This window comes from Chitinophagaceae bacterium (genome assembly GCA_016713085.1).
Lineage (GTDB): Bacteria > Bacteroidota > Bacteroidia > Chitinophagales > Chitinophagaceae > Lacibacter.
This window is the reverse complement of sequence record JADJPV010000001.1, coordinates 664,179-677,027: the sequence shown is the minus strand read 5'-3', so window position 1 is coordinate 677,027 and position 12,849 is coordinate 664,179. Positions and strand designations below refer to the sequence as shown.

Here is a 12,849-nt window from a genome sequence, read left to right as displayed (position 1 = left end):
TACTTCAACTTAAAATGTAAAAAAATGAAAAAGGTCGTATTTATTTTACTTGCACTATACTGTTCACTTAACGTTTTAGCAAGTGATGAATTAAAAAAAGAAGATGAACGGAAATTTTCACTCAAAGATTTTTCTATTATGGGAAAATTGATTAAAGCGGACTCCATTTTTCGGCAGCAAAAACTTATTTGTAATGTTTGTTGTACTTTCACTGCTACCAGTATGGACGGACAACAAACTGTTTCTCAAACAGCATGTGCCGGATGGATATTTACGAGTTGTGAAACTGCTGGTGCTAGAGCATGTGAAAGAGCCCGAATAGCTGCAGTATACGCTGTTTTTTGACGGTTATCGATACTTTTAAATTAACACATAACTTTAATCAGCATAGATTCCAAACTTTTGGAATCTATGCTTTAGTTTCTAAATAATAATCGTAATGAATCAACTAATTTTACTATGCCATTTTGTAGTAGCCATCAACACTCTCGATGCCCAGGTAAGCTATTTAGAAGTAGAATATAGCTTTACTTTAAACAAACCAGAGGGTGGCTCCTTGACCTTTTTTAAAAAATTAAAAGACAACGGAAAGGCAAGCGTGTTTTTAAGTAAGGATACGGCAGTATTAGGATCTGACATTATATTTTTAAATAAAACCAAAAGCTTGGGCTTATATATAAATAAAGTAACCAATAAACTATACCAATACGAGCCTATCTTTAACAAAGATTTTTACATTATAGATGATAGCATTACTGATAAATTTCAATGGATTATATATGATACAATCCAAAAGACAATACTTGGCTATAACTGCAAATTAGCTACATGTGAGTTCAGGGGGCGTGAATACAAAGCTTATTACTGTGAAAGCCTACCATTCTATAGCGGCCCATGGAAGTTAACCGGATTACCAGGAACTATTTTAGAAGCAGCAACTAAAGATGGGATGTATAAATACGAAGCCTATAAAGTCTCTGTTAATTTAAAGCCTGAAATTATAAATAACCCGTATAGTAATGATAAAATCAAGTTTTTAACATTTATCGAACATAAGAAGCTCTTTCTAAAAAACTATCTGATCAGCAACGAAAAGTACAATCAGAAGAAAAAGATGAGGACGTCACTTATTCTTTTAAGGATAACTCAATTGAATTGCTAAAAGAACAATAAAAGTGAATTATAAATACCTATTCTTAATATTACTTTTTACTAAAGCCATTACTTCACAAGCACAAAAAAGTAAATCTTAAATTAACTGATTCATTAAAAAGTAGTATAGAAATAGCTTACATAAAAATTTATTGTAATAAAAATGATGATAAGTTAAGTAGTTATCACATAATCCGCAATAGTTATTTCATTATTCCGGGAAGTGTTGGCTGCAACACTATAAAAATTGAAATTACGGCACCCGGTTATGAGGAATACTATAGAGTTGTAAAACTTACTGATTTTTTAAAAGATACTTTGCGATGTATTCTTTCAAAAAGGAATGTAAAAAACTTACAACCAATAATTGTAACTGCAAAATCCAGACCAATACAGGTTAAAAACGATACCACCATCTATAAGGTAAAAGCATTTTCTGATGGAACGGAGCAAAAATTAGCTGACATTTTAGAAAAACTACCTGGAATTGAAGTAAATAAAAAAAGCGGAGAAATAAAATTTAAAGGGAAGCCTATTGAAACGATTCTGTTAGAAGGAGATAATTTGTTTGGAGCTAACTACACATTAGGGTCAAAGAATATTAATGCAAATATTGTAACAGAAGTACAGGCCATAGAGAATTATTCAGAAAATTATGTACTAAAAGGGCTTGAAAAAGAAGAAAACGTTGCTTTAAATATTAAAGTTGCTAAAACGAAACTGAAGATTTCCGGTAACAGTGAAATAGGGTTGGGAATGCAGGGTAATAAGGCAGATTTAGCATCTGATATTAATTCTAACATTCTGGGACTCGGTAAAATACAAAAGTTTTTCTCAACTGCATCTTATAATAATATCGGGCATAATAAAGCACCTGTTGATTATTACGGAAACAATTTTAGTATTGAAGAGGTAAAAGATAGAAAGTATGCCGCACAAAAATTTATTTATGAGCCATCTTCTCCAGTTGAATATGATAAAAACTATAGCAATATGAACTCTCAGTTTTTTGTAAACTATAACTCCTTATTTAAAATAGCACCAAAAATAACTTTGAAAGGAAATATATATTACGTAAATGATAAAATTTCAAATCAGCAGAACTTTGACAATCAATACTTCGTATCAAACAACACTATAAAAACCAACGATAGAACAACGGGGCAAAAGAAACCGCAGTCTTTAAAAGGTGATGTAAATTTTAGATATTCAATTTCATCAAAAGCCTTAGTGGAGGTATCTTTTTCAAATACAAGAGAAGAAATAAAATCATACAGGGCAAGTAATTCTAATTTTATTCCACTTTATCAAACCAATCTCAATTCCAATGAAAGGTTCAATAAACTGTTAGCTACTTTTACACAGCGTATAAATAAAACTCAAGCTTTGCAAATTGAACTGAGAACAACACAAAACTGGATCGATCAAATTTATACTGTTTATCCCTCTGTTTTGAAAAGAACCCTTTTTACGAAAGACAAACAAATAAGCAATTTTGAAAGAAACTATACTCATTTAACTGCAACTCTTTTTGGATCTATAAAAAAAACGAAGTATAATATATATTTTAAAGCAAGCTATGATAAAAACAAATACGAATCAAATATTAGTAATAATGAAAATAATGTAAATGTTACTTCAAGTGTGAACAATATAAAATATTTGAAACCATCATTTTCACAAGGTGCAAAAATTAATTTTGATTTTGGTAAATTGAAATTAACAACTCTCTATAATCTGGCTTTTTTACAACAACAGTGGGTCAATAAATCCAATGGGAAAGAACTTTCGAAAAATAACCTGTTCTTTGAGCCAACAATAAGATTAAAATATTTGCTTACAAATATTTCTAGCTTATCCTTAAATTATAGCTATAGTTGTACAAATACAACTGATCAATATTTATTTCCAGAAATTATCATCCAAAATTTTAGAAATGCAACCAATAATAAAATTGATCTTTCTTTAAGAAACACGAATACAATAACCTTAAATTATTTCAGATCTGACTTGTATAATCAGTTTGACAACGGCATAAGTGCAACTTTTCAAACAAATGGTCGTGACTATCTGCCTATTTACAATATAACTGACACTTTGCTGTACACTACCTTTTCAATGGAAAACGTAGATAATAAAATATTGGATATTTATTTGTACATTAACAAATATATTCCTAAAATTAAATCGTCTTTAAAATTTTCATTAAATAATACTACTAATTATTACAACAATTTTCTATCGCCTGGTTTAGTACGTAGAAACACTAGTAATACAACCACGGCAGTAATTTTCTTCAAAACAATTTTTAAAGGTAAATTCAATTTTGAAACTGAAAATTCATTTACAGTTAATAATAGCAAAAGCACATTTGAGAATGTGATTTCACTGAGCAGTTATATAAACAATGCCAAATATATTTTTATGCCAAATAAAAAGATAAAAATGTTTATAGTTAGTGATTATTATTTGCCAGATATTAACTCAAATAAGGGGACTTTGTTCTTAAATTTCAACCTTTCTTTTTAAACCCAGCAAAAAAAATATTGAAATTAAATTCATTGCAAATAACTTAACAAATACTTTAAATTTTTTGCAGTACCGGGTTTCAGATTTTTCACGAAGTTTTTTTAGATCAAATACACTGCCACGAAATGTTTTAATTTACTTGTCTTTTCAGTTTTAATTTTCTCAGTCGATCTTAAAAAAAATCAAGAAAGATATAGCTGTCATTTTTATTACCCACAGATTACATGTATTAAAATCTTTTTGCGACAGAATCTATATACTAGAAAACGGGGTTATTACATCGCAGGGTGACCACCAAAATTTGTTACTGACCAGCAATTTATACAGCAGGTATTGGGCTGATTTGGTTTCGTAACATGCCGGCTGTATGCTTGTTTCTTTTAAATAGTAACGGTTGGACACGAGGAATAGCCATTTGCCTGAGAAACAGGATGCTTATTGGCCCCAGTATTGAAGCTGCTGAATCCCTATATTGCTTTACGTAAATAGCCTCGCAAAATTCCCCCAATTTCCTTTTGTTAATCCATTTGGGTACTGTATCTTGCGGATAACCTAAAACCACAATATCCCATGTCTGTTGATTCTCAAATTAAGTTCGCAATTGCAGACGATCACAAAATTTTCCGTGACGGTATTAAAATGGCCCTCGGCGGAAGACCTCATCTCAAATTAATATGGGAAGCTGAAGATGGTAAGGATTTGATGCATAAACTTGCTATTAAAAAGCCCGATATTTTACTGATGGACATTCGGATGCCCGAACTGGATGGCATCAATGCCCTGCAACTGATCCGTAAAGAATACGAAGAAGTAAAGATTGTTGTGCTGAGTATGTACGATGATCAGCAAATGGTGAGCAAAATGATGGAAATGGGAGCCAATGCCTATCTCACCAAAACAACCGATCCCAACGAAATTTATGAGGCCATCCTCACCTGCATGAATGAAGATTTCTATTTCAACGAACTGGTGAACCAGGCTGTATTGTTGAAACTGAACTACAAAAGAACGGTAAAACAGCACTATCCCAATACCACCAAATTTTCTGAAAAAGAGCTCCAGATATTGAAATTGCTGTCTGAAGACAAAACAACAGAGGAAATATCAAAAGAAGTTTTTCTGAGCCCACGTACCATTGAAACAATCAGGCAAAACATGAAAAACAAGGTGGGGTCAAAGACAATTGCGGGGCTGATTGTGTATGGAATGAGGAATCGGCTGATTGAGTGAAATACCACTACGTAAAAACCACAGGTTTAAAGTCAGGTAGTAGTACTGATAAAAAACAGCGGAATAATCGTCAATTTGCAAACTGTAATACTTATTAATACGTCCGAAAATAATACCCTATGTACGAAATGAAAACCGTGAAACCAAACGAACAATCCACAGATATCATCAAAGTTGCCATTACTGACGACCATGTACTTTACCGTGCAGGGGTTAAGAATGCAATGGGTATGAAAAAAGATATTCAGGTAATTTTTGAGGCAGATAATGGAATGCACCTCTTAAACATGCTTAAGTCCATTCAGCCTGATGTAATTTTACTTGATGTGCAAATGCCCATCATGGACGGAATTGCCACTCTGCCTGAAGTAAAGCGGCTTTACCCGGATATCAAAATTATCATGCTTACGATGCATGATGAGCATACCATGATCACTAAGCTGATGGAGCTGGGAGCAAATTCCTACCTCACCAAAAACTCAGACAGTGAAGTGATTTACGAAGCAATTAAGACTTGTTACGAACAGGAATATTTCTTCAACACACTTACCAATAAAGCTTTAATTGACGGCTTGAAAATGAAACGTCAGGGTGATTCTGTAATGGGTCATGATGTGAAGCTGAATGAAAAGGAGACAACCATTCTCCGGTTGATGTGTGAAGAAAAGAGTACAAAAGAAATTGCAGATTTAGTTGATCTCAGTCCCCGTACTGTTGAAGCCATCCGTGATAAACTCAAATCAAAGATCGGTGCACGTTCAACTGCAGGATTAATTCTCTATGCTGTAAAAAATCATATAATCGAAGGATAACCGCTGTAACCCGAAACCAACTGCAGAGGCGATACTGAAAAGTGTCGCCTCTTTGTTTATATTCGATTCTAATTTGTTTGAATGGAACTGAGTTTTAATCTTAATGGCAAAGTTTTCAGCGGTGAGGAGAACGTAATTCATCCTGATAGCCGGGCTTTCAGGTATGGAGAAGGTTTGTTTGAAACCATACGTTTGCACAATAATGATCTGCCTTTGTGGAATGAACATTGGAGCCGTTTGATTCACTCCCTTCCTCAACTTTATTTTACAGTGCCTGTGCATTTCACAAAAGAGATGCTGAAAAAGGAAGTGCTTTCGCTGTCAGCAAAGAATAAATGCAGAGATGCCGCCAGGGTTCGTATTAAAGTATTTAAAGGTGAGGGTGGTTTGTGGGAAAGCCCAACAACTCCATTCAACTACCTTGTTCAATGCTGGCCTTTAGAAAAGAAGGAATTTTCAATGAATGAGAATGGGCTGGATATTGGTTTGTTTGATGACGGGTGGAAATCATGTGATGCCTTTTCTAATCTGAAAAGCAATAACTATTTACTGTATGCAATGGCAGCGCAGCATGCAAAGCAACAAAAATGGAATGAAGCATTGATCCTGAATCAACACAAACGGATCTGTGATGCAACCATTGCCAATGTGTTTTTTACAAAAGACGAGATTGTGCATACGCCTCATTTAAAAGAAGGCTGTGTTGCAGGTGTAATGCGGAGTTATTTGCTTCAGGAATTACAGAAGTCAGGAATTAAAACTGAAGAAGGAGATTATACAGTAACAGACATCTTACATGCGGATGAAGTTTTTCTCAGCAATGCAATGTATGGGGTCAGATGGGTGAAATCATTTGGCAATAAGACGTATACCTGTCAACAAACTGCCAGAATCTTTCAACAGCATATTTCTCCTCTTTTTAAGTAAACCTTTTTACCGTCTTTTTGTTGTACAACCATGCCCAAACAAAAGGTCAACATTTGCTGGTTTCGCAGAGATTTAAGATTGCATGATAATGCTGCATTGTATTATGCATTGAAAGAAGGGTTGCCGGTTGTTCCTGTTTTTATTTTCGATAAAAACATCCTAGATAAGCTGGAAGATAAAGTCGACAGGAGAGTTGAGTTTATTCATCATTCTGTTAATGAAATACAGAAACAACTTACGGAAATGGGCAGCAGCATGGAAGTATATTATGGATTTCCTTCTGAGGTTTTTCAACAGCTTTCTGAGAAGTATCAAATAAGTAAGGTATTCACAAATCATGATTATGAACCTTATGCACAGGAAAGAGATGCAGCCATTCAGCAACAATTGAATGATGCAGGCATTTCATTTCATACATATAAAGACCAGGTGATCTTTGAAAAAAATGAAGTGTTGAAAGACGATGGTAAACCTTATACAGTATTTACTCCTTACAGTAAAAAATGGAAAGCGAAGCTGAATGATTTTTATTTAAAGAGTTATCCAACGGAAAAACATTTCAATCAATTTTATCAGCAAGCACCTCAATCCATTCCTTCATTGGAGAAAATGTGTTTTGTAAGCACAGGATTGCCTTTTCCGTCATCTGAAATTAAAGATGAGATTATAACAAAATATAAAGAGCAAAGAGATATTCCCTCAATCAACGGAACAAGCAGGCTGAGCGTTCACCTTCGTTTTGGAACCATCAGTATTCGTGAACTTGCAAGGCTTGTAAAGACCTAAATGAAACTTTTTGAATGAATTGATCTGGCGTGATTTTTATCATATGATTCTCTGGCATTTCCCGCAGGTTGGAAAAAATCAATCATTCAAAAAAGAGTATGATTTAATTGAGTGGAGAAACAATGAAGCCGAGTTTCAGAAATGGTGCGATGGACAAACGGGTTATCCTATTGTTGATGCAGGTATGCGTGAATTAAATGAAACAGGATTTATGCACAACCGTGTACGCATGATTGTTGCTTCTTTTCTCACCAAACATTTACTGATTGACTGGCGCTGGGGTGAAGCCTATTTTGCTCAGAAATTATTAGACTTTGATCTGGCAGCCAATAATGGTGGCTGGCAATGGGCTGCCGGAAGCGGTTGTGATGCTGCTCCTTATTTCCGCATTTTTAATCCTTATTTGCAAACGCAGAAGTTTGACCCGGAATTAAAGTATATCCGCAAATGGGTGCCGGAATTTGAAGGATTTAATTATGTACAACCAATCGTTGTGCATGATGTGGCAAGAAAACGTTGCCTCGAAGTGTACAGCAAAGCATTAAAAAAGTAAATCACTTAATGAAGAGCTGCAATCTTCATTATCTGTTCAACAGCTTTCATCCCATCTTCGCCGAGATCAAGTGAATAATTGTTTACATACAGATCAATATGCTGACGCATCACATCTTCACTCATTTCCTGTGAATACTGTTTTACATAATCAGTTACAGTGGGATAATGTTCAAATGCATACTCCAGGCTTTTACGAATGAGCTGTTCAATCTTATCTTGAGTTGATGCATCGATCCGTTGATGAGTAACAATACCTCCCAATGGAATTGGATAGCCTGTTGTTTGTTCCCAGTATTCACCAAGATCAATCAGCTTTACCAATCCTTTTTGCTGATAGGTAAAACGGTTTTCATGAATGATAACACCTGCATCAACTTTTCCACTCAAGACGGCTTCTTCAATTTCATGAAATACTAAAAACTTTTTATTCTTCGCAGTCGGAAATGCCTGTGTAAATAAAAAATGAGCAGTTGTGTTTTTACCCGGAACGGCGATGGAATAATTTTCAATGTTTGATTTCCAGTTTTCATCTTTTGTTTTTGCAATCAGCAATGGCCCGACTCCTTTGCCTAATGCACCGCCGCTTTTCAATAAATGATAATGATCTGTAATCAACGGATAAACTCCATAGCTGATTTTTGAAATATCGAATTTGCCCTGTAAAGCCCATTCATTCAGGGTTTGCACCTCTTCCAGCTGTACATCAAATTCAAAACCTTTTGTATCTATTTTATGATTCACCAGGGCATCAAAAATGAATGTATCGTTAGGACATGGTGAAAAGCCAAGAGTCAATTTCATTTCAAACTATTTTATAAACTTTCAATCAGCCTGATGAGATTTTTGTTCAGATTCTCAACTGCTTCTTTCAGTTCCCATTTCTTTTTATTCCGTTCACCCACATAATTAGAAATACTTCTTATCTGTACAAACGGAATATTTTCTTTTATACAAACCAAATGCAAAGCAGCTCCTTCCATATTTTCAATGGCAGCTTTGTATTTCTTACTGTAAAGTTCGGCAGTTTTCTTTGAACTGGTGATCTGGTTAACAGTGATGGAATTTACTGTTGGTAATAAAGTACGCTCCATCAATGTTGAAAAAGAGTTAACCAATTTCTTTTTAGTGAAAGGGAATTTATTTGAGGCAAGTAACTTCAGATCAAACACATCTTTGTAACCGTCCTTTTCCTGCACACCCAGATCGGCTAATGCTTCTTCCTTAATTACAACTACATCACCCAGGTTCAATTTTTTTGACATTGCCCCGGCAATACCTGCCATAATAATTACATCTGGTTTTTTTACCTGCAGGTGTTTCATCAACGCATAAGTTGTATTAATTGAGCCGACTCCTGTGATGAGGAAATCAAGTTCCAGATCAATATAATTGAGCTTATCACTGATGCGGCAATGTTCAATAAATGGCTTTATTTCAAGAATGGTGGCGGATACTACAAGGCAGTTCATATGTATTTTTAAGCAAGATTAAAACAAAATCCAGAATACCGCTAAAATGCCTCAATCTTATTAACTTTGCGCCTCATTAATTCCTCCGCCCAATTGCTGTGAGGGATTTTAATAAGTGAAGCATGGTTTACTTAACAAGACTTGAACATTTTAATGCGGCTCATAAACTCTTCAATCCGACCTGGAGTAAGGAAAAGAATGATGCTGTTTTCGGAATCTGTGCCAACGAAAACTGGCATGGACACAATTTTGATCTCTTTGTCACCATTAAAGGAAAGGTAAATGAAGACACTGGCTTTTTATTTGATGTAAAAAAGCTGAGTAACCTGATGAAGATTCATGTGATTGAAAAGCTCGATCACAAGAACCTGAATATGGATGTTGATTTTATGCGTGATAAAATGTGCTCTACAGAAAACCTCGCTGTTGGTATCTGGAAGCAGCTGGTTCCTCATTTGCCTGAAGGAGTGATTTTACATTGTGTGAAGCTCTACGAAACTCCCCGCATTTATGTAGAATATTACGGAGAGTAAACCTTTTCCTGCGTACCTTGTTATATCACATAAATACCCGCATTTGACTTTGTTGAAAGCAAAACGGGCCATTTTATTTACAGAATATATGACGCAAAAGAAAGTATCTGTTTTCCGGCATGAACATTTTAACGCTGCTCATCGTTTATATAATCCATCGTGGAGCTTTGAACAGAATGACGCAGTCTTCGGGAAATGTAATAATCCCACACTTTCATGGGCACAATTATGAGCTGGTGGTAAAATAACCGGTGTGCCCAATGCAGATACAGGATATGTAATGGATCTGAAACAATTGAGTGATTTAATTAAACGTGAAGTACATGAACGGTTCGATCATAAGAATTTAAACATGGATACAGCAGAATTTAAAAACCTTAATCCAACTGCAGAGAATATTGCCATTGTGATTTATGATTTGCTACGGCCTCATATTGATGCAGATAAGGATTTACAGATCAGGTTATATGAAACGCCGAGAAATTTTGTGGAATACCCCGCTTAATTTGGAGATTTGGAAATATGTGAATTTGAAAATTGAACAGCAATATTGATCAGCAGAATTTATACTGTACAAGAGTGCGACGCCAATGCCGGTGAAAAATGAATTGAAGCTGGTAAACAAACTATAAACTACAAATTATTTATGGCTTATAAAAAAACAGAGCAGTACGAAGAGAATATTACTTCAGGACTGATTGAAAATTACAAGAATGCATTGAGCTTATTAGGTGAAGATGCAGAACGTGAAGGTTTGCAGAAAACACCTGAGCGAATGGCAAAGGCTATGCAGTATCTTACTCAGGGATACCAGATGGATGCAAAAGCAATTCTTGATAGTGCCAGGTTTCATGAAGAAGTAAGTGAGATGATTATTGTAAAAGATATTGAGCTGTACAGTATGTGCGAACATCATATGCTGCCTTTTTTTGGAAAGGCACATATTGCCTATATTCCGAATGGAGTGATTACAGGCTTAAGTAAAATTGCAAGGGTAGTGGATGTGTATGCAAGGCGTTTACAAGTGCAGGAAAGACTGACTACACAAATACTTGAAGCCATTAAAGATTCCCTTAACCCGATGGGTGTTGCAGTGGTTATTGAAGCGCAGCATTTATGTATGATGATGCGTGGCGTGCAAAAGCAAAATTCTGTTACCACCACTTCCGCTTTTTCAGGTGAATTTCAGAAAGACTCGACGAGAAGTGAGTTTATGAAGCTGATCTCCGGGAAATTTCATTAAAGGATAAAAAGCTAATTCATGAAGTCTGTTGCATTTATTGTAACAGACTTCTTTATTTTTGGCACATAAATTTTACAGTATGAAACATGCATTTGTATTTCCGGGGCAGGGATCACAGTTCAGCGGAATGGGAAAAAACTTATATGAAGGAAGTGCGTCGGCTCAACGATTGTTTGAACAGGCGAATGAAATATTGGGGTTCCGGATATCAGATATCATGTTCACCGGAACAGACGAGGATTTAAGACAGACAAATGTTACACAACCGGCTGTGTTTTTACATTCGGTGGTTGCTTATAGAACAATTGATCCTTCGATGTACTCAGGAGCAAAACCCGACATGGTTGCCGGTCATTCACTGGGAGAATTCAGTGCATTAGTGGCGAATGGTGTATTAAGTTTCGAAGACGCTTTGCAACTGGTAAGTGTGCGTGCACAGGCCATGCAGAAAGCATGTGAATTAAATCCTTCAACTATGGCAGCTGTATTGGCTTTGGCTGAAGATAAAGTAGAAGAGGTTTGCAAACAGGTGCAGGATGAAACAGGCGAAATAGTTGTACCGGCTAATTACAACTGCCCCGGACAACTCGTTATCAGCGGTTCTTTAAAAGGAATTGATATTGCCTGCGAACGCATGAAAGCTGCCGGTGCAAAAAGAGCATTGGTGCTGCCGGTTGGAGGAGCATTTCATAGTCCGTTGATGGAACCTGCACGTGAAGAGTTGAAAGCAAAAATTGAAAGCACCAGTTTCTATACTGCTCAATGTGCCATTTATCAGAATGTAGTTGCGAAAGCTGTGCTGGATAAAGATGAGATCAAACAAAATTTAATTGATCAGTTAACCGGCGCTGTTCGCTGGACACAAAGTGTGCAGGCGATGATTGCCGATGGTGCAAGCAAGTTTACTGAAGTTGGTCCGGGTAAAGTGTTGCAGGGATTGGTGCAGAAGATCAATAAAGAAATGCTGGTGGATGGGGTGAATTAAAACACACCCCTATATCCCCTAAATGGGACTTTGAGATACTCTTCAATTATTTATAGAAGTAAAAATGCAACAGTGAATTATCCTGTTGCATTTTTTGTTTTGATGAGATATAGCTAATAGCCGATTAAAATACGGAAGTCAAAAGCCTCCCTTTCAGGGGAGGTTTGGAGGGGTATTAATACTGCAGTTAATCCATTCCGGATCAAGATTGGCCTTATACTTTTTATAAAAATTAATCGCAGGTTCATTCCATTCCAGCACCTGCCAAACGATGCCGGTGAATTTTTTTCTTTGGCTTCTTCAATCAGCTGATCGAACAATAATTTGCCCAGCCCTTTTCCTCTTGCCTGCTCTGTTACAAGAATATCTTCTAAATACATTCGCTGCCCCTTCCATGTAGAGTAGCGGATATAATACAATGCAAAGCCCTGCACCAATCCATCTTCCTCAGCAACAAATGCCCACCATACAGGATTACTGCCAAAGCCACTTTCAATAAAATGATCTAATGTAACAGTTACTTCCTCTGGTGCTTTTTCATACAAAGCCAGTTCATTAACTAACTCAAGTAATCTTGGACAATCTTCTTTTACTGCACGACGAATATTGATGGACATGATTGGTTATT

At 35.8% G+C, this 12,849-nt stretch carries 11 protein-coding genes and 3 pseudogenes; 11 read left to right on the top strand and 3 right to left on the bottom strand.

The window, feature by feature from the left end; genetic code table 11:
• The first annotated feature begins 24 nt into the window (after window positions 1-24).
• The 7 genes and pseudogenes from IPK31_03285 to IPK31_03255 all read left to right on the top strand — a co-directional run bounded on the left by IPK31_03285 (window position 25) and on the right by IPK31_03255 (window position 7,989).
• Window positions 25-345, top strand: a complete 321-nt coding sequence (locus IPK31_03285; protein ID MBK8087047.1) for a hypothetical protein — start codon at window positions 25-27, stop codon at window positions 343-345.
• A 94-nt stretch (window positions 346-439) separates the two neighbouring features.
• Window positions 440-1,162, top strand: coding sequence for a GLPGLI family protein (locus tag IPK31_03280; GenBank protein MBK8087046.1), 723 nt, complete (start codon window positions 440-442; stop codon window positions 1,160-1,162).
• A gap of 308 nt (window positions 1,163-1,470) precedes the next feature.
• Window positions 1,471-3,681 carry a hypothetical protein gene (locus tag IPK31_03275; GenBank protein MBK8087045.1) on the top strand — a complete coding sequence of 737 codons (2,211 nt, stop codon included), beginning with the start codon at window positions 1,471-1,473 and terminating at the stop codon, window positions 3,679-3,681.
• Window positions 3,682-4,251: 570 nt separating this feature from the next.
• Window positions 4,252-4,911: a response regulator transcription factor gene (locus IPK31_03270; GenBank protein MBK8087044.1), complete on the top strand. Its 660-nt coding sequence runs from the start codon at window positions 4,252-4,254 to the stop codon at window positions 4,909-4,911.
• Window positions 4,912-5,039: 128 nt separating this feature from the next.
• Window positions 5,040-5,723, top strand: coding sequence for a response regulator transcription factor (locus tag IPK31_03265; GenBank protein MBK8087043.1), 684 nt, complete (start codon window positions 5,040-5,042; stop codon window positions 5,721-5,723).
• 81 nt (window positions 5,724-5,804) lie between these two features.
• Window positions 5,805-6,650 (top strand): aminotransferase class IV, encoded by an 846-nt coding sequence (locus IPK31_03260; protein MBK8087042.1) that lies wholly within the window; start codon window positions 5,805-5,807, stop codon window positions 6,648-6,650.
• Between the two features lie 30 nt (window positions 6,651-6,680).
• A pseudogene (locus IPK31_03255) lies at window positions 6,681-7,989 on the top strand (deoxyribodipyrimidine photo-lyase).
• Window positions 7,990-7,994: 5 nt separating this feature from the next.
• Here IPK31_03255 and IPK31_03250 read toward each other — a convergent pair.
• Together IPK31_03250 and mqnB are read right to left on the bottom strand one after the other, a co-directional pair.
• Window positions 7,995-8,792 carry a 1,4-dihydroxy-6-naphthoate synthase gene (locus tag IPK31_03250; GenBank protein MBK8087041.1) on the bottom strand — a complete coding sequence of 266 codons (798 nt, stop codon included), beginning with the start codon at window positions 8,790-8,792 and terminating at the stop codon, window positions 7,995-7,997.
• Between the two features lie 11 nt (window positions 8,793-8,803).
• On the bottom strand, window positions 8,804-9,460 hold the full coding sequence (gene mqnB, locus IPK31_03245; GenBank protein ID MBK8087040.1) for a futalosine hydrolase: 657 nt from the start codon (window positions 9,458-9,460) through the stop codon (window positions 8,804-8,806).
• Window positions 9,461-9,582: 122 nt separating this feature from the next.
• Here mqnB and IPK31_03240 point away from each other — a divergent pair, with 122 nt between their 5' ends.
• The 4 genes and pseudogenes from IPK31_03240 (at window position 9,583) to fabD (ending at window position 12,221) form a co-directional block, all read left to right on the top strand.
• Window positions 9,583-9,993: a 6-carboxytetrahydropterin synthase gene (locus tag IPK31_03240; protein ID MBK8087039.1), complete on the top strand. Its 411-nt coding sequence runs from the start codon at window positions 9,583-9,585 to the stop codon at window positions 9,991-9,993.
• A gap of 88 nt (window positions 9,994-10,081) precedes the next feature.
• Window positions 10,082-10,498 (top strand): annotated as a pseudogene (locus IPK31_03235) (6-carboxytetrahydropterin synthase).
• Window positions 10,499-10,639: 141 nt separating this feature from the next.
• Entirely contained in the window at window positions 10,640-11,236 is a 597-nt protein-coding gene (folE, locus tag IPK31_03230) for a GTP cyclohydrolase I FolE (protein ID MBK8087038.1), read from the top strand.
• Between the two features lie 79 nt (window positions 11,237-11,315).
• Entirely contained in the window at window positions 11,316-12,221 is a 906-nt protein-coding gene (gene fabD / locus IPK31_03225; protein MBK8087037.1) for an ACP S-malonyltransferase, read from the top strand.
• Between the two features lie 153 nt (window positions 12,222-12,374).
• Here the strand turns inward: fabD and IPK31_03220 are convergent.
• Window positions 12,375-12,838, bottom strand: a pseudogene (locus IPK31_03220) (GNAT family N-acetyltransferase).
• Window positions 12,839-12,849: the final 11 nt, after the last annotated feature.